16 protein-coding genes and 2 pseudogenes are annotated in these 24424 nt (G+C 66.4%); 14 read left to right on the top strand and 4 right to left on the bottom strand.

All coding sequences use genetic code 11. The annotated features are described in order from the left end of the window. Positions 1-98: 98 nt before the first annotated feature. The 3 genes and pseudogenes from LRS09_RS08890 (at position 99) to pgk (ending at position 5232) form a co-directional block, all read left to right on the top strand. Positions 99-1928, top strand: coding sequence for a potassium/proton antiporter (locus LRS09_RS08890; RefSeq protein ID WP_257805394.1), 1830 nt, complete (start codon positions 99-101; stop codon positions 1926-1928). A 203-nt stretch (positions 1929-2131) separates the two neighbouring features. Then, complete coding sequence (locus LRS09_RS08885) at positions 2132-3772, top strand: ankyrin repeat domain-containing protein (RefSeq protein ID WP_257805393.1); 1641 nt, start codon at positions 2132-2134, stop codon at positions 3770-3772. Between the two features lie 262 nt (positions 3773-4034). Continuing rightward, positions 4035-5232: pseudogene (gene pgk, locus LRS09_RS08880) on the top strand (phosphoglycerate kinase). 1 nt (position 5233) lies between these two features. Here the strand turns inward: pgk and LRS09_RS08875 are convergent. The 3 genes from LRS09_RS08875 to LRS09_RS08865 all read right to left on the bottom strand — a co-directional run bounded on the left by LRS09_RS08875 (position 5234) and on the right by LRS09_RS08865 (position 8258). Further along, positions 5234-6736, bottom strand: coding sequence for a tripartite tricarboxylate transporter permease (locus LRS09_RS08875; RefSeq protein WP_257805392.1), 1503 nt, complete (start codon positions 6734-6736; stop codon positions 5234-5236). 9 nt (positions 6737-6745) lie between these two features. Further along, positions 6746-7201, bottom strand: a complete 456-nt coding sequence (locus LRS09_RS08870) for a tripartite tricarboxylate transporter TctB family protein (protein WP_257805391.1) — start codon at positions 7199-7201, stop codon at positions 6746-6748. 82 nt (positions 7202-7283) lie between these two features. Continuing rightward, a complete protein-coding gene (locus LRS09_RS08865) occupies positions 7284-8258 on the bottom strand; it encodes a tripartite tricarboxylate transporter substrate binding protein (protein WP_257805390.1) in 975 nt (324 codons plus the stop codon). 300 nt (positions 8259-8558) lie between these two features. Between LRS09_RS08865 and LRS09_RS08860 the strand changes: the two genes are divergently transcribed. The 10 genes and pseudogenes from LRS09_RS08860 (at position 8559) to pyc (ending at position 22174) form a co-directional block, all read left to right on the top strand. Further along, entirely contained in the window at positions 8559-9449 is an 891-nt protein-coding gene (locus LRS09_RS08860) for a fructose bisphosphate aldolase (protein ID WP_257805389.1), read from the top strand. Between the two features lie 95 nt (positions 9450-9544). Next, positions 9545-10804 carry an FAD-binding oxidoreductase gene (locus LRS09_RS08855; protein ID WP_257805388.1) on the top strand — a complete coding sequence of 420 codons (1260 nt, stop codon included), beginning with the start codon at positions 9545-9547 and terminating at the stop codon, positions 10802-10804. A 223-nt stretch (positions 10805-11027) separates the two neighbouring features. After that, the gene (locus LRS09_RS08850; protein WP_257805387.1) at positions 11028-12029 is read left to right on the top strand and encodes a 4-hydroxyproline epimerase; all 1002 of its coding nucleotides are present in this window, start codon (positions 11028-11030) and stop codon (positions 12027-12029) included. A 298-nt stretch (positions 12030-12327) separates the two neighbouring features. After that, positions 12328-13230 carry a branched-chain amino acid ABC transporter permease gene (locus LRS09_RS08845; RefSeq protein ID WP_257805386.1) on the top strand — a complete coding sequence of 301 codons (903 nt, stop codon included), beginning with the start codon at positions 12328-12330 and terminating at the stop codon, positions 13228-13230. 4 nt (positions 13231-13234) lie between these two features. Then, complete coding sequence (gene livM, locus LRS09_RS08840) at positions 13235-14644, top strand: high-affinity branched-chain amino acid ABC transporter permease LivM (RefSeq protein ID WP_257805385.1); 1410 nt, start codon at positions 13235-13237, stop codon at positions 14642-14644. Then, positions 14644-16212 (top strand): ATP-binding cassette domain-containing protein, encoded by a 1569-nt coding sequence (locus tag LRS09_RS08835; RefSeq protein WP_257805384.1) that lies wholly within the window; start codon positions 14644-14646, stop codon positions 16210-16212. The genes livM and LRS09_RS08835 overlap by 1 nt, the downstream gene beginning before the upstream one ends. After that, entirely contained in the window at positions 16212-16940 is a 729-nt protein-coding gene (locus LRS09_RS08830; RefSeq protein WP_257805383.1) for an ABC transporter ATP-binding protein, read from the top strand. The genes LRS09_RS08835 and LRS09_RS08830 overlap by 1 nt, the downstream gene beginning before the upstream one ends. A gap of 13 nt (positions 16941-16953) precedes the next feature. Continuing rightward, positions 16954-17301, top strand: coding sequence for a DUF6867 family protein (locus LRS09_RS08825; RefSeq protein ID WP_257805382.1), 348 nt, complete (start codon positions 16954-16956; stop codon positions 17299-17301). Between the two features lie 138 nt (positions 17302-17439). Continuing rightward, the gene (locus LRS09_RS08820; protein WP_257805381.1) at positions 17440-18558 is read left to right on the top strand and encodes a branched-chain amino acid ABC transporter substrate-binding protein; all 1119 of its coding nucleotides are present in this window, start codon (positions 17440-17442) and stop codon (positions 18556-18558) included. Positions 18559-18717: 159 nt separating this feature from the next. Next, a pseudogene (gene pyc, locus LRS09_RS08815) lies at positions 18718-22174 on the top strand (pyruvate carboxylase). 232 nt (positions 22175-22406) lie between these two features. Here pyc and LRS09_RS08810 read toward each other — a convergent pair. Continuing rightward, entirely contained in the window at positions 22407-23363 is a 957-nt protein-coding gene (locus LRS09_RS08810) for an AraC family transcriptional regulator (RefSeq protein WP_257805380.1), read from the bottom strand. A 99-nt stretch (positions 23364-23462) separates the two neighbouring features. Between LRS09_RS08810 and LRS09_RS08805 the strand changes: the two genes are divergently transcribed. After that, positions 23463-24206 carry an SDR family oxidoreductase gene (locus LRS09_RS08805; protein ID WP_257805379.1) on the top strand — a complete coding sequence of 248 codons (744 nt, stop codon included), beginning with the start codon at positions 23463-23465 and terminating at the stop codon, positions 24204-24206. Positions 24207-24424 lie beyond the last annotated feature (218 nt).

Genomic DNA, 24424 nt, shown 5'->3' with positions numbered 1-24424 from the left:
GTTCAGGAGAAAATATCAACCCCCACCATGCAATTGTTTCCGCCGCGCCTTCTCTTCGCCGCACTATCCCATGAGGAGGAGAGGGAAAGGGATCGGGGATGTTCGAAGGGGTCTATCTCGTCACGCTCATCGGCACCGCGATGGTGCTCGCGGCGGCGTTCTCGAGCCTGATCGCCTTCCGCTTCGGCGCCCCGCTGTTGTTGCTCTTCCTCGGCATCGGGCTTCTCGCCGGACAGGACGGACTCGGCATCCCGTTCGACAACGCGTCGGCCTCCTACTTCATCGGCGCGATAGCACTTGCCGTCATCCTGTTCGATTCCGGCTTCGGCACGCCGCTGTCCTCGCTGCGCATGGCTGCGCCACCGGCCGTCTCGCTCGCCACGGTCGGCGTTATCCTGACCGCCGGCCTGTTCGGTGTCTTCACGGTCGCCTTCACCGATTTCGACTGGCTGGAATCCTTCCTGCTCGGATCAATCATCGCCTCGACCGATGCGGCGGCGGTGTTCTTCCTGCTGCGTGCCGGCAATCTCAACATCCGCGAGCGGGTGCGCAACACGCTCGAAATCGAGTCGGGCTCCAACGATCCGATCGCCATCTTCCTGACTCTCGCCTTTGTCGAGATGATCGGCGCAGGTGAGGCCTTGCGCGCGGGCGAGCTTGCCCTGAACGTCGTGGTCGGCTTCCTGCGGGAAATGGGCATCGGCGCGCTCGCCGGGCTGCTCGGCGGACGCCTGATCGTGATGTTCGTCGACCGGCTGAAGCTCGATCCGGGGCTGTTGCCGATCTTTGTCATCACTCTGGCGCTGATGCTGTTTGGCGTCACGGGCGCGGTGCACGGCTCGGGCTTCGTGGCGGTCTATATCGCCGGCCTGGTGGCCGGCAATTCCGGCATGCGTTCGACGGCCACGCTCAAGCGCTTCCAGGATGGCATCTCGTGGCTGGCGCAGATCATCATGTTCCTGGTGCTCGGCCTCTTCGCCACGCCGTCGCAGTTCCTCGCCATCATACCGGTGGCTGTCGTGCTGTCGCTGTTCCTTATCTTCGTCGCGCGCCCCGTCGCGGTGTCGCTCTGCCTGCTGCCTTTTCGCTTCGCGCGCGCTGAGACGGCGTTCATCTCGTGGGTCGGCCTGCGCGGGGCAGTGTCCATTCTACTCGCGCTGACGCCGATCATCGCCAATCTCGACAACGGCCGGGCGCTGTTCAACATCGCCTTCATCATCGTGCTCGTATCGCTGCTGGTCCAGGGCTGGACGATCGGTCCGGTTGCGCGACGGCTCGGGCTGATCATCCCGCCGCGCAGCGGTCCGCTCGACAAGGTCGAACTGGAACTGCCAGGTTCGGCGCATCACGAACTTCTGGCCTATCGCGTGGCGCCCGGCAGCCCCGTCGCACGCGGCGGGCGCATCCCGCGCTGGGCCCGCCCGTCGCTGGTGATCCGCGAGGGCCGTTCGCTCAAGCCGCAGGACGCCGGCCGCCTCATGGTCGACGACCTCGTCTACATCTTCGTCTCCGATCGTTATCCGCGCCTGCTCGACCGGCTGTTCGCTACCAGGGTATCGCTGGCAGCGGACGACGAGGAGTTCTTCGGCGCGTTCACCGTCGAACCGGATCACCTCGCGCGCGAGATCAGCGCCGCTTATGGCGCGGAACTGCGTGAGGGGGAGGCCGAGCTCACCATCGCTCAGCTGATGCTGGCGCGACTCGGCGGCCACGCGGAATATGCCGACCGCGTCTCGCTCGGTCCGATCGAGCTGATCGTGCGCGACACCGACGACAAGGGCGCGATCGATTCGGTTGGCCTGGCGCTCGAACCGCAGGAGCTGGCGCCCTCCATGCCGCTGCTGCTCACTGCCGGCGAGATTCGCGACCGGCTCGCCGCCTTCCTGCGCCGCCGCAGCGCGAAGACGCCGGGAGAGCCGGTGCCGTGACGCCAGTCCGGCAGTGCAGCCTGCGTCAACGCGGAGCCGCGGCATTGACCCCGGCGCGGCTGTCGCCCTAAGGTCGCCGTCGCGGTGCAAGCCGCGCCCGGGCCCGCGGGAAGGGTTGAACCCACTTGCATTGCTGAGATGTCTTTCCAGACCTTTGTGCAGCCGGATTTGCGGGTCGTCGGCGTTCCATGCACGGAGGTTCCATGAAACGTCTTCCCGACCATCCCAATCTCGACCAGCTGAAGAAGCAGGCGAAGGATCTGCTCTCCGGCTACCGGCGCAATGATCCCGACGCGCTTGCGCGCTTCCGTGACGCGCTGCCGCTTGCCGCCGGCAAGGACGACGCGGCCATCGCCGCCCTCGGCCTGCGTCTGCACGATGCGCAGTCCTGCCTTGCGCGCGAATACGGCTTCGCCTCATGGGCGGAGCTCGGCGCCTATGTCGCAGCCCGTCGCGCCTTCTCCGCCGACCGCGGCACGCTGGTGCTCAACTGGCTGCGGCTCGTCTATCCTGGCGACATCGCCGGCGGCACCAACCGCGCCAGCCCCGCCGCCGCCGCCCGCCTGCTGGAGGACCGGCCGGACCTGACGGCGGGCGATCCCTGGCTCGCCTGCGCGATCGGCGACACGGCCGTCCTTGCCGCAGCAGTGGAACGGGACCCGGGCTGGGTCGACCGGCCCGGTGGTCCGCTGAGCCTGCCGCCGCTGGTCGCGGTCACGCATTCCGGCCTCGCGCGGCTGCCGGCGTACCGCGACCGGCTGCATGCCGCCGCGAAGCTGCTGCTCGACGCCGGGGCAGACCCCGACCAGTCGGTGTGGAGCCGCTGGCCGCCGGCGTCGCTGGCAGAGCCGTCGACGGAATATCGCCTCTCCGCGCTCTATGGCGCGGCCGGCCAGAACCGCGATCCGGAGATGACGCGGCTGCTGCTCGATGCCGGGGCCGATCCGAACGACAACGAGTCGCTCTACCATTCGCTGGAGAACCCCGACGTCACCCGGCTGCTGCTGGCGGCGGGGGCGCGGATCGAGGGCACCAATGCGCAATACCGCGTGCTGGACCTCGACAATCTCGAATCGCTCAAGCTGCTGCTGGGCGCGGGCGGCGATCCGAACGAGAAGGCCGGCAGCGCGCCGACGACCGACTGGGGCCGGCCGCTGCTCTGGGCGATCCGGCGCGGACGGTCCGCGGCGCATGTCCAGGCGCTGCTCGATGCGGGCGCGGATCCGTGCGTGCGTTCGCGCGACGGGACGAGCGCCTACCGCCTCGCGCTGCGCTTCGGGCTGCCGGACGTCGCCGCGCTGCTGCGCGAGGCTGCGGGCGGCGAGGACATGACGGAGGAGGAGCAGTTCGTCGCGGCGTGCGCCGCCGCCGACGAGGCCGCAGCGCGGGTCCTTCAGTCGCGCCGGCCGGACCTTCCGGCGTCGCTGCCGCCGGAGCGGCTGAAGATGCTGCCGGAGCTCGCCGCGCTCGGCCGTCGCGAGGCCATTGAGCTGATGGTCGGCCTCGGCTGGCCGATTGAGACCCGCGGCGGCGACTGGAACGCCTCGGCGCTGAACCACGCCGTCTTCCGCGGCGACGCCGGGCTCGCGCGTTTCCTGCTGGAAAAGGGGGCGGACTGGCGCGGGGAACACGGCTTCGGCGACAATGTCTGCGGCACGCTCTCCTGGGGCTCCATCAACGAGCCCGAGCCGGACGGCGACTGGCTCGGCTGTGCCGAGGCCCTCGTCGCCCACGGCATGCCACGCGGCGAACCGGACCCGGAGGGGTCTGGGGACGTGGTGATCGACGGCGGGCGCAAGAGGTTTTCTGACGAGGTGGCGGAGTTTTTGCTGGGCCGAGGGTAGCTCGGGTGGTGCCAGCTTGCCGAGGGCGCCCCCCTCACCCGGCTCGGCTTCGCCTCGCGACCCTCTCCCCGAGGGGAGCGGGGGTCGCGGACGTCGGCGCCAACCCCTTCTCCCCTGGCGAGACTGATCCATCACGAGATAGGGCCGCCTTGCGGCTCGAACATGCTCCCAACAGTCGCCACTCTCTTGCGCTTGGCTTCGCCGTCTGTATGGTCCGGCGCGATTTGGCCGGCGTGGAGACCGGCGGGCAATGGAGGACGGCATGGCCGATTTCAGGACTCTCGACGACATCGGCGCGGCGAAGGGCAAGCGCGTGCTGGTGCGGGTCGATCTCAACGTGCCGGTGCAGGACGGGGCGGTGAGCGACGCCACCCGCATCGAGCGCGTCGCGCCGACCATTCTCGAACTCTCCGACAAGGGCGCCAAGGTGGTGCTGCTGGCGCATTTCGGCCGTCCGAAGGGGGCGCCCGATCCGGCGCAGTCGCTCGCGCCGATCGCGACCGCGACCGCTGGGGTCCTCGGCCGGGCCGTCGCCTTCGCCGACGATTGCATCGGGCCGGCCGCGGCGAACGCCATCGCGGCGCTGCCCGACGGCGGCATCCTGCTGCTGGAGAACACCCGCTTCCACAAGGGCGAAGAGAAGAACGACCCGGACTTCGCGGCGAAGCTGGCGGAAAACGGCGACCTCTACGTCAACGATGCCTTCTCGGCCGCGCACCGCGCGCATGCCTCGACCGAGGGCATCGCCAAGATCCTGCCGGCCTTCGCCGGCCGCACGATGGAGGAGGAGCTATCGGCGCTGGAGAAGGGGCTCGGCACTCCGGTGCGCCCGGTCGTCGCCATCGTCGGCGGCGCCAAGGTGTCGACCAAGATCGACCTCCTGATGAACCTCGTGACCAAGGTCGACGCGCTGGTGATCGGCGGCGGCATGGCCAACACCTTCCTCGCCGCGCGCGGCGAGGATGTCGGCAAGTCGCTGTGCGAGCACGACCTCGCGGCCACCGCCAAGCAGATCATGATCGAGGCCGCCACCGCCGGCTGCGCCATCGTGCTACCGACCGACGGCGTGGTCGCGCGCGAGTTCAAGGCGGGCGCGGCCAACGAGACGGTCGACGTCACGGCGGTGCCGTCCGACGCGATGATCCTCGACGTGGGCCCGAAGACCGTGAAGGCGGTGACCGACTGGATCGACCGCGCCGCGACGCTGGTCTGGAACGGCCCGCTCGGCGCCTTCGAGATCGAGCCCTTCGACACGGCGACGGTGGCCGCGGCGAGGCATGCGGCGGCGCGCACCAAGGCCGGCAAGCTGGTCTCCGTCGCGGGGGGGCGGCGACACGGTGGCTGCGCTCAACCATGCCGGCGTGGCCGACGACTTCACCTATATCTCCACCGCTGGCGGCGCCTTCCTCGAATGGATGGAGGGCAAGGCCCTGCCGGGCGTCGAGGCGCTGAAGAAGTAGGTTATTCCCTCAGCGCTTCCTTGCGCCGCGCGCGGATCGCGGGAAGCGCCATGAACACCAGCATCACCACGGCGATGCCGAGCAGGCTCGCCGACAGCGGCGAGGTGAAGAACACCGTCGCGTCGCCGCGCGCCAGAAGCATGGCGCGGCGGAAGTTCTCCTCGACCTGCGGCCCAAGCACGAGGCCCATCAGCAGTGGCGCCGGCGGCAGCTTCAGCTGCAGGATGGCATAGCCGACGACGCAGAAGAGCGCGGCCTGGTAGATCTCGAACGTGTCGTTCTTCAGCGAATAGATGCCGATGCAGCAGAACATCAGGATCGCCGGGTAGAGGAAGCGGTAGGGGATCGTTAGCAGCTTCACCCACAGCCCGACGAGCGGCAGGTTGAGCAGGACGAGCATCAGGTTGCCGACCCACATCGAGGCGATCAGACCCCAGAACAGGCCGGGATCCGCCGTCATCACGCGCGGACCCGGCTGGATGTCGTGGATCATCATTGCGGCGATGATCAGCGCCATCACGGCATTGGACGGCAGGCCGAGCGTCAACAGCGGGATGAACGAGGTCTGGGCGGCGGCATTGTTGGCCGATTCCGGGCCGGCGACGCCGGCGATCGCGCCTTTGCCGAACGTCTCCGGCTCGCGCGACACCTTCTTTTCCAGCGAATAGGAGGCGAAGGAGGCAAGCGCGGCCCCGCCGCCCGGGAGGACGCCGAGGATGGTGCCGAGCGCGGAGCCGCGCAGGATGGGCGCCGCCATCTTGCGGAAGTCGTCCCTGGTCGGGAACAGGCTGGTGATCTTGGAAGCCAGCACCGAGCGCGCCTCGGCGTTGGGCTGCAGGTTGCGCACGATCTCGGCGAAGCCGAAGATGCCCATCGCCAGCGGCACGAAGTCGATGCCATCGAACAGCTGCGAGATGCCGAAGGTGAAGCGCTGTTCGCCGGTGTTCACGTCGGTGCCGATCAGGCTGATCATGGCGCCGAGCACCACCATGGCGATGCTTTCGAGCAGCGGCCCGTCGGACAGCACGGTGGCGAGCAGGAGGCCCAGCACCATCAGCGCGAAATATTCCTTCGGACCGAACTCGAAGGCGACCTCGGCCAGCATCGGGGCGAACATGGCGATGGCCAGCGTCGCGACGCAGCCGGCGAAGAACGAGCCAATGGCCGCCGTCGACAAGGCCACGCCGGCGCGACCCTGGCGGGCGAGCTGGTGGCCGTCGATCGCGGTCACGACCGACGAGGATTCTCCGGGCAGGTTGACGACGATCGCCGTCGTCGAGCCGCCGTATTGCGCGCCGTAGTAGATGCCGGCCAGCATGATCAGCGCCGAATCCGGCGGCAGGACATAGGTGAGCGGCAGGAGCATTGAGATCGTCGCCAGCGGCCCGAGGCCCGGCAATGCGCCGATCAGGGTGCCGAGCAGGCAGCCGATGAAGGCGTAGGAGAGATTGGTCAGGGTCAGCGCGTGGGAGAAGCCGAGCGCGAGATTGGATAGAAGCTCCATCACGGCCTCCTAGACGAATGAGGGGAGGAGGTCGAACTGCAATCCGAGCCCGTAATAGAAGGCTGCGACCGCCAGCGCGGTCAGCACGATCACGGTGACGATCGCGCCGCGCCAGGTGAATTCGCGGCTGGCAAGGCTCGCCACGAACAGCAGGCCGACAAGCGCCACGACCAGCCCTGCCGCATTGAGCAGGAAGGCGAAGAGCACAATGGAACCGGTGATCCAGGCGAGCGACTTCAAGTCCCAGCGGTCGAGACCTTCCTCCGTCGCGCCGGGGCGGATGGCACCGATCATGATGGCGAGGCCCAGAAGGGCGAGCAGGCTGCCCAACATGCGCGGGAAATAGCCCGGTCCCATGCGCGCCGCGGAGCCGGGATCGTAGTCCCAACCTATGGAGAGGTAGGCGATTGCAACGATCAGGAAGAGCGCGCCGGAGACGAAGGCGCGCCGATTGCGGATGTGCATGTTGTTTCCTCCGCTCTCAAAAGCGAAGGTCGGCATCCCTTTCGGGACGCCGACCAATGTCGTGCCCGACCCCTGGTCGTGGCTACTGGGCGACGATCTTGGCCTCTTCGATCACCTTGCCGTATTTGGTGTTCTCGTCGATCACGAACTGGGTCATCACGTCGGGACCCTTCTCGCCGATGATCGTCAGGCCCGTCGTCTTGAAGAATTCGACGATGCCGGGATCCTTCATCGTCTCCTCGACGACGGACGACAGCTTGTCGACGATCGCCTGGTCGATGCCGGCTGGCGCCGAGACCCAGCTCGACGCGACGTTGACGCCGCCGGGGAAGCCGGCCTCGACCACCGTCTGCGCGTCGGGATAGGCGACGTTGCGCTCGGGTGCGGTCGTGCCGATGACCTTCATCTTGCCCGAGTCGACATAGGGCTTCACCACCGAGACGTAGTCGAAGGACAGGTCGATGACGCCCGCCATCAGGTCGGTCATCTGCGCCGAGCCGGCCTTGTAGGGAATGTGCAGCATGTCGATGCCGGCGGCCGACTTCAGCAGTTCGCCGACGAGGTGCTGGGCGGTGCCGATGCCGGGCGAGCCGAAGGTGACCTTGCCCGGGTTGGCCTTGGCGTATTCGACCAGCTCGGAGATGTTGCCGTAGGGCGTCGCCGGATTGGCGACGATCATCTGGCTCGACGACGAGACGCCGCGGATGTGGATGAAGGCCTTGATCGGGTCGTAGGACAGCTTGCCCTTCTGCAACTGCGGCAGGATCGACATCGGCCCGCCCGACGAATAGATGATCGTGTAGCCGTCCGGCTTGGCGTTGGCGACGCTTTCGGTGCCGACGATGCCGCCAGCGCCGGGACGGTTCTCTACCACCACCGGCTGGCCGAGCTTCTCCGTCATCACGGTTGCCATGCGGCGCGCGACGGTGTCGGTGATGCCGCCGGCCGCGAACGGCACGACGAACGTGACCGGCCGCGTCGGCCAGTCTTCCGCCTTTGCGAGGCTCGTCGTCAAAGCGAGCGATACGAGCGCGAAAAAGAGCTTGAGACCCTTCATCAATTCCTCCCAGATCGATTTTCGGTCCGTCGTCTCTATCGGCCGATCCGGGAGGCGGCAAAAGAACATTGCCCGCCGAGGGCTGATTCAGAAACGTGAAATTGGCCTTGGCCCAAGGAATTCCGCTTGGCCGGCGAGGTCGCGCCGGCCTGCCTGCCTCCGGACGCGGGATCGTCAACCATCTTCGCAGTGCGCGCGACTTTCAATCGATTGAGACCGTTTGCGCACCATTCCGTCTTGTATGAATACCTGCTAAGCGCGCGCAAACACACGGAAATCGGTCGACACAGGGAGAATGGCATGAACGAGAAAATGGCCGCGCAGGCCGCGAACAAGGATGGTTTCATCGCGGCGCTCGACCAGTCGGGCGGATCCACGCCCAAGGCGCTCAGGCTCTACGGCATCGAGGAAGGTTCCTGGTCGAACGAGGCGGAGATGTTCGACCTGATCCACCAGATGCGCGCGCGCATCATCAAGTCGCCCGCCTTCACCGGCGACAAGGTGATGGGCGCGATCCTGTTCGAGCAGACCATGGACCGCGACATCGACGGCACGCCGACGGCGCAGTATCTGTGGGAGAAGCGCGGCGTGGTGCCGTTCCTGAAGATCGACAAGGGGCTCGCCCCGGCAGCCGACGGCGTCCAGCTGATGAAGCCGATGCCGGACCTCGACGCGCTGCTCAAGCGCGCCGTCGCCAAGGGCATCTTCGGCACCAAGGAACGCTCGGTCGTCGACGCCGCCAACCCGAAGGGCATCGCGGCCATCGTCGCGCAGCAGTTCGAGGTCGGCGCGCAGGTCCTGTCGCACGGGCTGGTGCCGATCATCGAGCCGGAGGTGACGATCTCGATCGCCGACAAGGCGGAGGCGGAGAATATCCTGCTCGCCGAGATCCTCAAGCAGCTCGACAAGGTTCCCGCCGGCCAGCAGGTCATGCTCAAGCTGACGCTGCCCACGAAGGCAAACCTCTACAAGCCGCTGGTCGACCATCCGAAGGTCATGCGCGTGGTGGCGCTGTCGGGCGGATATTCGCGCGACGAGGCCAACAAGAAGCTCATGGAGAACGACGGCGTGATCGCTTCCTTCTCGCGCGCCCTGACCGAGGGCCTGTCGGCGAAGCAGAGCGATGCCGAGTTCAACGCCATGCTGGCATCGGCGATCGACAGCATCTTCGAAGCTTCGCGGGCGCGCTGACGCGCGTCTTACAGCTGATTTTCCCGTCGCCTTGTATCGGCGAACAATGCTAAGGGGGCCGCGCGGCCCCCTTACTGCTTCATAGATCCCTACCTATGCCCACCGCCCACCCCGCCGACCCTGACGCCGACATCGTCGTGATCGGCGCTGGCATCGTCGGCATCTGCGCGGCGGCATTCCTCGCCGAGGCGGGCAAGCGGGTGCTGGTCGTCGACCGCACCGGCATCTGCGAGGAGACGAGCTCGGGCAATGCCAGCGCCTTCGCCTTCTCGGACGTGCTGCCGCTCGCCCACAAGGGCATGATGAAGAACCTGCCGAAATGGCTCACCGATCCGCTCGGGCCGCTGGCGATCCGCCCCTCCTACCTGCCTCAGCTCCTGCCATGGCTCCTGCGTTTCTGGCGGGCGGGGCGAACGGGCTACGAGGCAGCGCTGGCGGCGCAGGCGGGGCTGATGCGCCTGGCGGAGACGGAGTGGATGGGACTGCTCGACCGCTCCGGCACGCGGCCGATGCTGCGCGAGGACGGGTCGCTGGAGCTCTACGAGAGCGAGGCCGAGTTTCGCGGCGCGCTGCCCGGCTGGGCCGCGCGGCAAAGATTCGGCATCGGCTTCCGCCATGTCGAGGGCGAGGAACTCGCCTCGCTGCAGCCCGGCCTGTCGCGACAGTTCGTCAAGGGCACCTTCGTGCCCGGCTGGAAGACAGCCGACGATCCGATGCTGCTCGGCAAGGCGGTCTGGGCCTATGCGGAGACGAAGGGCGCGCGGTTCATGCATGCGACGGTGGTGGACGTGTCGGGTTCGTCGCATGAGGTCGCTCTCGACCTCGCCGACGGGCGCAAGGTCGTAGCGCCTAAACTGCTTATCGCGGCGGGCGCCTGGTCGCATATTTGGACCCGGCGCTTCGGCGACCGCGTGCCGCTCGAAACCGAGCGCGGCTACAACACGACGCTTCCCGCCGATGCTTTCGACGTGAAGCGGCAGCTGATCTTCTCCGGCCACGGCTTCGTCATCACGCCGTTGTCGACCGGCCTGCGCGTCGGCGGCGCGGTCGAGCTCGGCGGGCTGACGCTGCCGCCCAACTATGCGCGCTCCAAGGCGATGCTGGAGAAAGCCAGGCGCTTCCTGCCGGGCCTGAAGACCGAGGGCGGGCGCGAGTGGATGGGCTATCGCCCGTCCATGCCGGATTCGCTGCCCGTCATCGGCCGCGCGCGGGCCGCGCCGAATGTGTTCTACGCCTTCGGCCATGGCCATCTGGGCAAGACCCAGGCCGCCGCCACCGGCCGGCTGGTGCGCGATCTGGTCACCGGCGATGCACCGGCGATAGACTTGGCGCCGTTTTCGCCGCAGAGGTTTTGATAATGGCAGCGCATTTGAGGACCCCCCTCTGGCCTGCCGGCCATCTCCCCCTCAAGGGGGGAGATCGACTGTTGCCTCTGTCCGCTTTCCCCTTGCAACGTTCGAGATTGGCGAAGCCGCCTGTTCCAGCCAATCTCCCCCCGCGTGGGGAAGATGTCCGGCAGGACAGAGGGGGGCGCGAAGGATCGCCAGCCTCCCTAGCCATCCCCACAGGAGCCGCATGATGTCCCGCCATTCCTTCCACATCATCGACGGCCACACCTGCGGCAATCCGGTCCGCCTCGTCGCGGGGGGCGGGCCGCTGCTCGACGGGGCGACCATGATGGAGCGGCGCGCGCATTTCCTGGCGGAATATGACTGGATCCGCACCGGGCTGATGTTCGAGCCGCGCGGGCATGACATGATGTCAGGCTCGATCCTCTATCCGCCGACCCGTCCCGATTGCGACATCGCGATCCTGTTCATCGAGACCTCCGGCTGCCTGCCGATGTGCGGCCACGGCACGATCGGCACGGTGACGATGGCGATCGAGCACGGACTGGTGAAGCCGAAGACGCCGGGCCTGCTGCGCCTCGACACGCCGGCCGGCCTCGTCCTCGCCGAATACCGGCAGGAGGGCGAATATGTCGAGGAAGTGCGCATCACCAACGTGCCGTCCTTCCTCTATGCCGAGGGGCTGACTGCGGAGGTGCCCGGGTTGGGCGAAATCGTGGTCGACGTCGCCTATGGCGGTAACTTCTACGCGATCGTCGAGCCGCAGAAGAATTTCCGCGACATCGCCGATCATACAGCCGGCGAGCTGGTGGGCTGGAGCCCGCTGTTGCGCAAGGCTCTGAACGACAAATACACGTTTGAGCATCCGGAGAACCCCGGCATCAACCGGCTGTCGCACATCCTTTGGACCGGCGCGCCGACGCAGGATGGGGCCGATGCCCGCAACGCTGTGTTCTACGGCGACAAGGCGATCGACCGCAGCCCGTGCGGCACCGGCACCTCCGCGCGCATGGCGCAGCGCCATGCCAAGGGCCTGCTCAAGGAGGGCAACGCGTTCATCCACGAATCCATCATCGGCTCGCTGTTCAAGGGCCGGGTGGAGAAGGAGACCACCGTCGCAAACCGCAAAGCGATCGTGCCGTCAATCGGCGGCTGGGCCCGCACCACGGGCTACAACACCATCTTCATCGACGACCGCGATCCCTACGCGCACGGCTTCGTGGTGAAATAGGCCTCCCGCAAAGCACTGCGATCTCGCCGGAAAGAGCGGATTTCCGGGCTTCCGTAACGGATTCTACGAAAGGCTGACGCCGCCTTCGCCGAAAGTCGAAGACTTCGCGGTAGGCCAATGCTAGCGTTCGGCTTGGTCCAGGCCGTTGATCGTTCATGTCGCGATTTTAGGCAGTGCCGTTCGGGCAGGCTGCATGTCGCATTTTGACATTGCAATCCGATATCGAACGGCTACGACTTAAGGGAACCACATAAGGAATGCGCCAGGGGTGGCGACATTCCAGGGGAGCCGACAAACGATGGAATACTTCATCCAGCAGCTCATCAATGGGCTGACGCTGGGATCTATCTACGGGCTGATCGCGATCGGCTACACGATGGTCTACGGCATTATCGGCATGATCAATTTCGCCCATGGCGACATCTTCATGCTCGGCGCGTTCATCGCGATGATCGTCTTCCTGATCCTTGTGGCGATGTTCACCACCATCCACGTGGTGTTCTTCCTGCTGGTGATGATGATCGTCGCCATGCTGACGACGTCGCTGTGGAACTGGACGATCGAGCGCGCCGCCTACCGGCCGCTGCGCGGATCGTTCCGGCTGGCGCCGCTGATCACCGCGATCGGCATGTCGATCTTCATCTCCAACTTCGTCCAGGTCACGCAGGGCCCGCGCAACAAGCCGATCCCGCCGATGATCTCCTCGGTCTACAACGTCGCCGGCATCTCGATCTCGCTGAAGCAGATCGTCATCGCGGTGGTCACGATCGTGCTGCTCGCGATCTTCTGGTACATCGTCAACAAGACGCCGCTCGGGCGCGCCCAGCGCGCCTGCGAGCAGGACCGCAAGATGGCTGCACTTCTCGGCGTCGACGTCGACAAGACGATCTCGATCACCTTCATCATGGGGGCTGCGCTCGCCGCCGTCGCCGGCACGCTGTTCCTGATGTATTACGGCGTCGTCGCCTTCTCCGACGGCTTCGTGCCGGGCGTGAAGGCATTCACGGCGGCCGTGCTCGGCGGCATCGGCTCGCTGCCCGGAGCGGTGCTCGGCGGCCTGCTCATCGGCACGATCGAGTCGCTGTGGTCGGCCTATTTCTCGATCGACTACAAGGACGTCGCCGCCTTCTCGATCCTGGCGATCGTGCTGATCTTCCTGCCCTCCGGCCTGATGGGCCGCCCGGAAGTGGAGAAAGTCTAGCGCCATGGCGACATCGCAGACGACTGCAACCGCCGCCGCGAGCCGGGCGACCGGCGCACAGCCCAACGTGATCCAGGATGCGCTCAGGGAGGCGTTTTACGCCGGCCTGATCGCCCTTGGCATGTTCGTGCTGATCATCGGCCTCGAGACGACCCAGAATATCCGCAACGAACTGATCGTCGTGCCGCGCTGGGGCCTGCTCGCCATCGTGGTCGCGATCGTCACGGTCGGGCGCTTCGCCTTCTCGGCCTTCGTCTGGCCGGAGGTCGAGCGCCGCCGCGCCGCCGGCAAGAAGGCGGCCGTCGCCGCCGAACCTAGCTTCCTGCGCCGCAACTTCACCTGGATCGGCATCCTGTTCCTGTTCCTGTTTCCGGCCATTGCCGTGTGGACCAGCGGCCTGCAGGGCTCGCTGAAGTGGATCGACAATTTCGGCATCCAGGTGCTGATCTACGTGATGCTGGCCTGGGGCCTGAACATCGTCATCGGGCTGGCCGGCCTGCTCGACCTCGGCTACGTCGCCTTCTATGCCGTCGGCGCCTACACCTACGCGCTGCTCGGCACAGAATACGGCCTGTCGTTCTGGATCCTGCTGCCGGCCGCCGGTGCGATGGCGGCCCTATGGGGCGTGCTGCTGGGCTTCCCGGTGCTGCGCCTGCGCGGCGACTATCTCGCCATCGTCACGCTCGCCTTCGGCGAGATCATCCGCCTGGTCCTGATCAACTGGCGCGAGGTGACGAATGGTTCGGCCGGTATCTCCGGCATTCCGAAGATCACCTTCTTCGGCTGGTTCGATTTCGACGTCTCGTCACCCGATTACATCGGCAAGGTGTTCGAGCTGCCGACCTCGGGCGTCTACTACAAGATCTTTCTCTACTATCTCATCCTCATCCTGGCGCTGATCACGGCCTTCGTGACGATCCGGCTCAGGCGCATGCCGGTCGGCCGCGCCTGGGAGGCGCTGCGCGAGGACGAGATCGCCTGCCGCTCGCTCGGCATCAACACGACGAACACGAAGCTGACGGCTTTCGCCATCGGGGCGATGTTCGGCGGCTTCGCCGGGTCCTTCTTCGCGGCGCGCCAGGGCTTCATCAATCCAGAATCCTTCGTCTTCCTGCAGTCGGCGATCATCCTGGCGATCGTGGTGCTCGGCGGCATGGGCTCGCTGGTCGGCATCGCGGTCGCCGCGCTGGTCATGATCGGCGGCATGGAGGCGCTGCGCGAGATGCAGTTCCTGAAGCTGGCGTTCGGGCCGAATTTCACTCCCGAGCTCTACCGCATGCTGCTGTTCGGCATGGCCATGGTCATCGTGATGGTCTGGAAGCCGCGCGGCTTCGTCGGCAGCCGCGAGCCGACGGCGTTCCTGAAGGAGAGGAAATCCGTGTCCGGGTCATTCACGCGCGAGGGACACGGCTGATGTCGATCGTGGCTTCCGATCCCATTCTCAAGGTAGAGCACCTGTCGATGAAGTTCGGCGGACTGGTCGCCGTGGGCGACCTGTCCTTCGAGGCGCGGCGCGGGGAGATCACCGCTCTCATTGGCCCGAACGGTGCCGGCAAGACGACGGTGTTCAACTGCATCACCGGCTTTTACAAGCCGTCCGAGGGCATGATCACGCTGACGCGGCGCGACGGCACGGCCTATCTGCTCGAACGCCTGCCGGACTTCCAGATCCCGGCGAAGGCGAAGGTCGCGCGCACGTTCCAGAACATCCGCCTCTTCTCGGGCATGACGGTGCTGGAGAACCTGCTGGTCGCCCAACACAACAAGCTGATGAAGGCGTCGGGCTACACCATCCTTGGCCTAGTCGGCTTTCCGGCCTATCGCCGGGCCTCGGCGGAATCACGCGAACTCGCCGCCTTCTGGCTGGAGAAGGCCGACCTCATCGACCGCGCCGACGACCCGGCCGGCGACCTGCCCTACGGCGCGCAGCGTCGCCTCGAGATCGCACGCGCCATGTGCACCGGGCCGGAACTGCTCTGTCTTGACGAGCCGGCAGCCGGCCTCAATCCCAAGGAGTCGCTGGCGCTCAACACGCTGCTCAACGACATCAAGGACAATACCGGCACCTCGATCCTGCTGATCGAGCACGACATGTCGGTGGTCATGCAGATCTCCGACCACGTCGTCGTGCTCGAATACGGACGCAAGATCTCCGACGGCGACCCGTCCTTCGTGAAGAGCGACCCCAAGGTCATCGCCGCCTATCTCGGCATCGACGACCAGGAGGTCGAGACGGTGCTGGTCGAGGTGGGCGACGAGCATGTCATCGAGCAGCTCGACGGCACGCCGGATCCGGAGCAGGGGCCCTCGCCGTCGTCGTCGATGATGGCCGGACCCGTGTTCGACACGATCGAGCATGCAGACCACAGCGAAGGGCTGGTCAAGGTCGCGCCCGGCGCGTCAAAGGCCGATCGCGTGAAGCCTGCCGAAAGCGCCAAGGCTCCTTCTGCAAAGCCCAAGCCGGCGGCGAAGGCGAAGCCGGCCGCCAAGCCGGCGAAGGCTGAGGCGACGCCCAAACCTTCAAAGGCCAAATCCGAGGCAGCGGCCGGCGCCGCTGTAACGCAGCCGGTGGCACCGAAGCCCACGCGACCCCGCGCGAAGCCCTCCGATCAGGCGCCCGTATCGCTGATGTCTGCCCCGGCGGTGAAGCCGGCGGCGGCCAAGGCAACGGCTCCGGCCAAATCGCCTGCCGCCGCGAAACCTGCCCGGCCGAAGCCTGCTTCCGCAAGCGCGGTTCCGGCCGTTGCCGACGACCTGACGCTGATCAAGGGCATCGGGCCGGTCAACGCGCGCAAGCTCGCCGAGCACGGCGTCACCACCTTCGCCCAGATCGCCGCGTGGAAGAAGGCGGATGTCGTCGCGGCGGAGGCCTATCTCGAATTCGACGGGCGCATCGCCCGCGAGAACTGGGTCGGCCAGGCCAGGCGTTTCGCCAGGGGCGCGAAACCGGCGAAAGCCGGTAAGACCGGAGGACGCGGCTGATGGCGACGCAACCGATTCTCTCCGTCGACGGCGTCGAGACCTATTACGGCAACATCCGCGCGCTCAACGGCGTGACGATGGAGGTCAACCAGGGGGAGATCGTCGCGCTGATCGGCGCCAACGGCGCCGGCAAGTCGACGCTGATGATGACGATCTTCGGCGCGCCGCGTGCACGCACCGGCAGGATCGTCTTCAACGGCACCGACATCACCCAGTTGCCCACCCATGAGATCGCCAGGCTGCGCATCGCGCAGTCGCCGGAAGGGCGGCGTATCTTCCCGCGCATGACGGTGCTGGAAAACCTGCAGATGGGGGCGAGCCTCGATAACCTCGCGCATTTCGCCGAGGATTCGGAAAAGGTTTTCACGCTTTTCCCGCGCCTCAAGGAGCGCATCCAGCAGCGCGGCGGCACGCTGTCGGGCGGCGAGCAGCAGATGCTCTCCATCGGCCGCGCTCTGATGGCGCGCCCGAAGCTGCTGCTCTTGGACGAGCCTTCACTGGGGCTTGCGCCGCTGATCGTGAAGCAGATCTTCGACGCGATCCGGGTGCTCAACGAGCAAGAGGGGTTGACCGTGTTCCTCGTCGAGCAGAACGCCTTCGGCGCGTTGCGCCTGGCCACGCGCGGCTACGTCATGGTCAACGGCAACATCACCATGAGCGGGACCGGCCAGGACCTGCTCGCCAATCCGGAAGTCCGCGCCGCCTATCTCGAAGGCGGGCGGCACTGAGGAGGATATTCTGATGCACGGCATTCTCTACGAGGAAGCCAATATCTGGCAGTTCTTCTTCGTCACGCTGGTGCTGGGCGGCGGGGCGGCATGGATGACGGGCCGCGCCTGCGCGCAGACCTGGCGGCCGGTCTCCAGCCTCGTCGCATTCCTGCTGCTGCTGGGGATCGCTGTGCGCTTCATCCATCATGCGCTGTTCGACGGCACGATGTTCACCGCGCAGTATTACATCGTCGACACGATCATCCTGCTGGTGATCGGCTATCTCGGCTACCGTTACACGCGGGTCAACCAGATGGTCACGCAGTATCACTGGCTCTACGAGCGGGATTCACTGCTCAGCTTCAAGGACAAACGCTGACATTCATGATTAACGCCGGATCCGGCAGGAATCGGCGTGACAAGTCCCTGAAAATGGGCAAAGTTTCCTTTCTGCGAGTTGGGTGGGCATCGCATGAAAGCAATCATCCAGGCCCACCCGTTTAACGGGAGTGTGCATATGAAAAAGTCTCTCTTGTCTGCCGTAGCCATGACCGCGGTCCTCGCGTTCAGCGGCAGCGCGTGGGCTGAAATCCTGATCGGCGTGGCCGGTCCGATCACCGGCCCGAACGCCGCTTTCGGCGCCCAGCTCCAGAAGGGTGCGGAGCAGGCTGCGGCTGATATCAATGCTGCCGGCGGCATCAATGGCGAGCAGATCAAGGTCGTCATCGGCGACGACGTCTCCGACCCGACGCAGGGCGTGTCGGTTGCCAACAAGTTCGTCGCGGACGGCGTGAAGTTCGTCGTCGGCCACTTCAACTCGGGCGTCTCGATCCCGGCTTCGGAAGTCTATGCCGAGAACGGCATCATGCAGATCACGCCGGCGTCGACCAACCCGAAGTTCACCGAGCGCGGCCTCTGGAACACGTTCCGCACCTGCGGCCGTGACGACCAGCAGGGTGCCGTGGCGGGCGCCTACCTCGCGGCAAACTTCAAGGACGCCAAGGTCGCGATCATCCACGACAAGACGCCTTACGGCCAGGGCCTCGCCGACGAGACCAAGAAGGCTGCCAACGCGGCCGGCGTGACCGAGGCTCTCTACGAAGGCATCAACATCGGCGACAAGGACTTCTCGGCCCTCATCGCCAAGCTGAAGGAAGCCGGCGTCTCGGTCGTCTACTACGGTGGCCTGCACACCGAAGCCGGCCTGCTGATGCGCCAGTTCGCCGACCAGGGCCTGAAGGCCACCTTCATGTCGGGTGACGGCATCGTCTCGAACGAGCTCGCCTCGATCGCCGGCGACGCGGTCGACGGCACGCTGATGACCTTCGCTCCGGATCCGCGCAAGAACCCGGCCGCGAAGGAGATCGTCGAGAAGTTCCGCGCCGCGGGCTTCGAGCCGGAAGCCTACACGCTCTACTCCTACGCCGCCGTTCAGATCATTGCCGGCGCCGCAAAGGCCGCGGGCGACCTCGACCCGCAGAAGGTCGCGGAAGCTGCCAAGGCCAAGGGTCCGTTCGCGACCGCGATCGGCGAAATCGGCTTCGACGCCAAGGGCGACATCACCCGTCCGGACTACGTGATGTACACCTGGAAGAAGGGCGACGACGGCAAGTACAGCTACTTCGAGAACGAGTAAGCTCTCGCATCTGCCAAAAAGTGCCCGGCGCGACCCTCGCGCCGGGCATTTTCTTTGCCTGTTGCGCAGGCATCGATGCACATTGCCGATTCTGTTTGCAGTGCAGCATTTTCCGGATAAACATCTTCCGTAACGTTCCTTCCCTGCCGGAGTGCCTCCTTGCAGATCAAGAAGATCCTCGTCGCCAACCGCTCCGAAATCGCCATCCGCGTCTTCCGTGCCGCCAACGAGCTCGGCATAAAGACCGTGGCGATCTGGGCGGAGGAGGACAAATACGCGCTGCACCGCTTCAAGGCCGACGAGAGCTACCAGATCGGCCGCGGACCGCATCTGGAGCGCGATCTCGGGCCGATCGAGAGCTATCTGTCGATCGACGAGGTGATCCGGGTAGCGAAGCTGTCGGGCGCGGATGCGATCCATCCCGGTTACGGCCTGCTCTCCGAAAGCCCCGAATTCGCCGATGCCTGCGCGGAAAACGGCATCACCTTCATCGGCCCGAAGCCCGAGACGATGCGCCGGCTCGGCAACAAGGTCGCGGCGCGCAACCTCGCGGTCGAGATTTCGGTGCCGGTCATTCCCGCCACCGATCCGCTGCCGGACGACATGGATGCGGTGAAGACGCTCGCGGCTGAGGTTGGCTACCCACTGATGCTGAAGGCCTCGTGGGGCGGCGGCGGCCGCGGCATGCGCGTCATCCGTTCCGAGGGGGAGCTCGCCAAGGAGGTCACCGAGGGCAAGCGCGAGGCCAAGGCCGCCTTCGGCAAGGACGAGGTCTATCTCGAAAAGCTGATCGAGCGCGCCCGGCATGTCGAGGTGCAGGTGCTGGGCGACACGCATGGCAACGCGGTGCACCTGTTCGAGCGCGACTGCTCGATCCAGCGCCGCAACCAGAAGGTCGTCGAGCGCGCCCCGGCGCCCTATCTCTCCGACGAGCTCAGGCAGGAGCTGTGCGGCTACGCGCTCAAGATCGCGCATGCGACCGACTATATCGGCGCCGGCACGGTGGAGTTCCTGCAGGACGCCTCGACGGGCAAGTTCTACTTCATCGAGGTCAATCCGCGCATCCAGGTCGAGCACACGGTGACGGAACAAGTCACCGGGATCGACATCGTCAAGGCGCAGATCCACATCCTCGAAGGGGCTGCGATCGGCACCCCCGAGAGCGGCGTGCCGGCACAGAAGGACATCCGCCTCAACGGCCATGCGCTCCAGTGCCGCATCACCACCGAGGATCCGGAACAGAACTTCATCCCGGACTACGGCCGCATCACCGCCTATCGCGGCGCGACGGGCTTCGGCATCCGCCTCGACGGCGGCACGGCCTATTCCGGCGCGGTCATCACCCGGTTCTACGATCCGCTGCTGGAGAAGGTGACCGCCTGGGCGCCGACGCCGCTGGAGGCGATCGCCCGTATGGACCGGGCGCTGCGCGAGTTCCGCATCCGCGGCGTGGCAACGAACCTGACGTTCCTCGAGGCGATCATCACGCACCCGTCCTTCAAGGACAATTCCTACACGACCAAGTTCATCGACACGACGCCGGAACTGTTCGCGCAGGTGAAGCGCCAGGACCGCGCGACGAAGCTGCTCAACTACCTCGCAGACGTGACCGTCAACGGCCATCCCGAAGCGCGCGGCCGGCCGAAGCCGAAGGCAGATGCGGCGGCACCGGTGGTGCCCTTCGTCGGCGGAAACATCCCGGACGGCACGAAGCAGAAGCTCGACGAGCTTGGCCCGGCCGGCTTCGCCAAATGGATGCGGGCGCAGCCGCAGGTGCTGGTCACCGACACGACGATGCGCGACGGCCACCAGTCGCTGCTCGCGACCCGCATGCGCACCTTCGACATCGCGCAGGTGGCGGGGGCCTATGCGCGTGGCCTGCCGCAGCTCTTGTCGCTCGAATGCTGGGGCGGGGCGACCTTCGACGTCGCCATGCGCTTCCTCACCGAGGACCCGTGGGAGCGGCTCGACCTCGTGCGCAAGGGCGCGCCGAACCTGCTGCTCCAGATGCTGCTGCGCGGGGCGAACGGCGTCGGCTACACCAACTATCCCGACAATGTGGTGAAGCACTTCGTCGCCCAGGCTGCTGCCGGCGGCATCGACCTGTTCCGCGTCTTCGACTGCCTGAACTGGGTCGAGAACATGCGCGTGGCGATGGACGCGGTGGGGGCCGAGGGCAAGCTGATCGAGGCGGCGATCTGCTACACGGGCGATATCCTCGATCCGGCGCGGGCGAAATACGATCTCAATTACTATGTCGCGCTGGCCAAGGAGCTGGAAGCGGCCGGCGCGCACATCATCGCGGTCAAGGACATGGCCGGGCTGCTCAAGCCCGCCGCGGCGAAAGTGCTGTTCAAGGCGCTGCGCGAGGCGACCGACCTGCCGATCCACTTCCACACGCACGACACGTCGGGCATTGCGGCGGCGACGGTGCTGGCCGCCGTCGAGGCGGGAGTCGACGCGGTCGACGCGGCGATGGACGCGCTGTCCGGCAACACGTCTCAGCCCTGCCTCGGCTCGATCGTCGAGGCCTTGAAAGGCACCGAGCGCGATCCCGGGCTCGACACCGGCTGGATCCGCAAGCTGTCGTTCTACTGGGAAGCGGTGCGCAACCAGTACGGCGTTCGAGAGCGACCTGAAGGGGCCTGCCTCCGAGGTCTACCTGCACGAGATGCCGGGCGGGCAGTTCACCAATCTGAAGGAGCAGGCACGCTCGCTGGGGCTGGAGACTCGCTGGCACGAGGTGGCGCAGGCTTATCACGACGTCAACCTGATGTTCGGCGACATCGTGAAGGTGACGCCATCGTCCAAGGTCGTCGGCGACATGGCGCTGATGATGGTCTCCCAGGACCTGACCGTCGCCGATGTCGAGAACCCGGCCAAGGACATTGCCTTCCCGGATTCGGTCGTCTCGATGCTCAAGGGCGATCTCGGCCAGCCTCCGGGCGGATGGCCGGCCGGCCTGCAGAAGAAGGCGCTGAAGGGCGAGACGCCGATCACCGTGCGGCCGGGCTCGCTGCTCAAGGACGCCGACCTCGGCAAGGCGCGCAAGGAGGCCGAGGAGAAGGCGGGGCGCAAGCTCTCCGAATTCGAGTTTGCCTCCTACCTGATGTATCCGAAGGTGTTCACCGACTTCGTCGCCGCACAGGACAATTACGGCCCGGTCTCGGTGCTGCCGACGCCGACCTACTTCTACGGCATGAAGGCGGAGGACGAGATCTTCCTCGACATCGAGAAGGGCAAGACGCTGGTGGTGCGCTGCCTCGCCATCGGCGAGGTGGACGAAAAGGGCATGGTAACCGTGTTCTTCGAGCTCAACGGCCAGCCGCGCCGCGTCAAGGTTCCCGACCGCGTCCATGGTGCGGCGAACGGCAAGGCGCGCCGCAAGGCAGAGCCCGGCAACGAGGCCCATGTCGGCGCGCCGATGCCGGGCGTCATCTCCGGCGTGGCGGTGGCGGCCGGACAGGTGGTCAAGGCCGGCGACATCCTCGTCTCGATCGAGGCGATGAAGATGGAAACCGCCCTTCACGCCGAGCGCGACGGCACGATCACCGAAGTGCTGGTGCGGCCCGGCGAGCAGATCGACGCCAAGGATCTTCTGGTGGTATTCGGGTAGGGTGGGAGGCGCGTCAGAGCGCGGGCGATCGCATACTGCGAATGCCCCCTCATCCGGCCGCTTCGCGGCCACATGGGCCGGGGCGAGCCGACGGTCTCGCCCGTCCTTCGGACCCCCGAGGGGAGAAGAGGGAGCCGGCGTTCACCGCCTCCTCTCCCCTCGGGGAGAGGTCCGCCGAGCGAAGCGGAGGCGGGGTGAGGGGGCATTTCGCCCTACTCGCCCTCTCTTCCCGTCACACCGCCTGCCCGGCCTGCGGCGGGAGCTGCATGCGGGCGCCGGGTCTGCCTTCGCGCCGGCCGCTGCGTGCATATTGGCCCGGCGGCTGTCCGACGTGGCGGCTGAACGCCGTGCTGAACGTGCTCGCGGAGCCGTAGCCGACGCGCCGGGCGACCTCGTCGAGCGCGATGTCGCCGTCGCGCAGCAGGTCCTTTGCCACGGCCATCCGCCAGGCCAGCAAGTATTCCATTGGCCGTAGCCCGACGCAGCGGGTGAATCGGTCGAAGAAGGCGGACCTCGACATGGCCGCCTCCTGCGCGAGCTCGGCCACCGTCCAGGCGCGTTCGGGATCGCCATGCATCTGCCGCATCGCTCCGGCGACCCGCGCATCGGCAAGCCCGCGCAGCAGTCCCGGCGGCGCATCCTTGCCCTGGCTCGCGCGCAGTGCCTCGATGAGCAGGATCTCCACCAGGCGCGCGAGCACGAAGTCGCGGCCCACGTTCTGCTGGCCGGCCTCCTCGCCGACGAGGCGCACCAGCTGGGAAAGGCGCGCTACGCCGCGCACATGGATCATCGCCGGGAGAAGCGACACCAGGAGTGCTGCGTCGGGCGAATCGAACACGAAGTAGCCCCCGAGCAGCCGCACGTCCGCAGGCCCGTCCTGGCGGCCGTGGCGGACCTCCTCGGTCGGCGCGGGCGTCACCTTGGGGTCGATGTAGCGCGGCGTCGCTGGCTCGAAGCTCGACATGGTGAAGGCGGGCGTTGCCGGCAGCAGAACGAAATCGCCTTCCTCGAGCGTGACTGGCTCCACGCCATCCACGGCGAGCCGGCAGCTCCCTTCCAGAACGGCGCAGAAGCCGGGCTCGCCGAATGTCGAGTAGCGCACGCCCCAGCGGCCGGCGCCGCTGATGCCCTTGGAGAACACCGTCCGCGGTCGGAGCAGTTCGATGACTTGAGCGAGTGGATCGGCCATTTCCGGACTTTCGCTGATTAAATACGGACTAGGAATTGATGATGGTCCAGAATGCCTCGGTTATTCCTGTCGCGTCAACAGCAACAAGGAAACATCATCATGAAAACCGTTCTGATCACCGGCTCCTCTTCGGGTTACGGCCTCGAGACGGCCCGCCACTTCCACTCGCGCGGATGGAACGTCATCGCGACGATGCGCACGCCCCGCGAAGAGATCCTCCCCCGGTCCGAGCGTATCCGCTTGCTGCCGCTCGACGTGACCGACGCTGCGAGCATCGCAGCTGTGATCGAAGCGGCGGGGCCGATCGACGCGCTGGTCAACAATGCCGGCATCGGCGTCGTCGGCGCCTTCGAGGCGACCCCGATGTCGCATGTGCGCAAGGTGTTCGAGACCAACACGTTCGGCGTGATGGCGATGACGCAGGCGGTCATCCCGCAGTTCCGCGAGCGTCGCTCCGGCGTGGTGGTCAACGTCACCTCCAGCGTGACGCTCGCCTCGATGCCGCTTGCCGCCGCTTACACCGCCAGCAAGCTGGCGATCACCGGCTTCACCGGCTCGCTGGCGCATGAACTCGGGGCTTTCGACGTGCGGGTCAAGCTGGTCGAGCCCGGCTATGCTCCGAGCACGCGCTTCTCGCAGAACACGGAACTGCGTGTCGAGGACCTGATCCCGCCGGCCTATGCGGCCTTCGCGCAGCCGATCTTCGCTGAGTTCGCGTCGCCTGCACTGGTGACGAAGGAAACCGACGTCGCGCAAGCGGTGTGGCAGGCGGCCAACGACATGACGGGCCAGCTGCATTTCCCGGCAGGTCCCGACGCCGTGGTGCTGGCACGGGCGGCCTGAAGCCGACGAGAGTCTCGGGCGATCGCATGTCGAATTACCCCCGCCCCTACCCCCTCCCCATAAGGGGGAGGGGGAACTTGGCGGCAGCACCACATCTCGCATTGTTCGGTGAAGTAAGGCGTTAGCGTCCCCTTCCCCTTGTGGGGAGGGGGTAGGCGTGGGGGTGAACGCCACTTGCGATAGTCCTACCTCCATGCCCTGCTGGCCCAATCGCTCGG

Origin of the sequence: Mesorhizobium sp. J428 (genome assembly GCF_024699925.1) — a bacterium.
GTDB lineage: Bacteria > Pseudomonadota > Alphaproteobacteria > Rhizobiales > Rhizobiaceae > Mesorhizobium_A.
This window is presented reverse-complemented; position numbering and strand designations above follow the sequence as displayed.

Coding starts and splice junctions, on each gene's coding strand:
- LRS09_RS08890 (WP_257805394.1), top strand. CDS start 99: ATGTTCGAAGGGGTCTATCTCGTCACGCTCATCGGCACCGCGATGGTG.
- LRS09_RS08885 (WP_257805393.1), top strand. CDS start 2,132: ATGAAACGTCTTCCCGACCATCCCAATCTCGACCAGCTGAAGAAGCAG.
- LRS09_RS08875 (WP_257805392.1), bottom strand. CDS start 6,736: ATGGAGCTTCTATCCAATCTCGCGCTCGGCTTCTCCCACGCGCTGACC.
- LRS09_RS08870 (WP_257805391.1), bottom strand. CDS start 7,201: ATGCACATCCGCAATCGGCGCGCCTTCGTCTCCGGCGCGCTCTTCCTG.
- LRS09_RS08865 (WP_257805390.1), bottom strand. CDS start 8,258: ATGAAGGGTCTCAAGCTCTTTTTCGCGCTCGTATCGCTCGCTTTGACG.
- LRS09_RS08860 (WP_257805389.1), top strand. CDS start 8,559: ATGAACGAGAAAATGGCCGCGCAGGCCGCGAACAAGGATGGTTTCATC.
- LRS09_RS08855 (WP_257805388.1), top strand. CDS start 9,545: ATGCCCACCGCCCACCCCGCCGACCCTGACGCCGACATCGTCGTGATC.
- LRS09_RS08850 (WP_257805387.1), top strand. CDS start 11,028: ATGTCCCGCCATTCCTTCCACATCATCGACGGCCACACCTGCGGCAAT.
- LRS09_RS08845 (WP_257805386.1), top strand. CDS start 12,328: ATGGAATACTTCATCCAGCAGCTCATCAATGGGCTGACGCTGGGATCT.
- livM (WP_257805385.1), top strand. CDS start 13,235: ATGGCGACATCGCAGACGACTGCAACCGCCGCCGCGAGCCGGGCGACC.
- LRS09_RS08835 (WP_257805384.1), top strand. CDS start 14,644: ATGTCGATCGTGGCTTCCGATCCCATTCTCAAGGTAGAGCACCTGTCG.
- LRS09_RS08830 (WP_257805383.1), top strand. CDS start 16,212: ATGGCGACGCAACCGATTCTCTCCGTCGACGGCGTCGAGACCTATTAC.
- LRS09_RS08825 (WP_257805382.1), top strand. CDS start 16,954: ATGCACGGCATTCTCTACGAGGAAGCCAATATCTGGCAGTTCTTCTTC.
- LRS09_RS08820 (WP_257805381.1), top strand. CDS start 17,440: ATGAAAAAGTCTCTCTTGTCTGCCGTAGCCATGACCGCGGTCCTCGCG.
- LRS09_RS08810 (WP_257805380.1), bottom strand. CDS start 23,363: ATGGCCGATCCACTCGCTCAAGTCATCGAACTGCTCCGACCGCGGACG.
- LRS09_RS08805 (WP_257805379.1), top strand. CDS start 23,463: ATGAAAACCGTTCTGATCACCGGCTCCTCTTCGGGTTACGGCCTCGAG.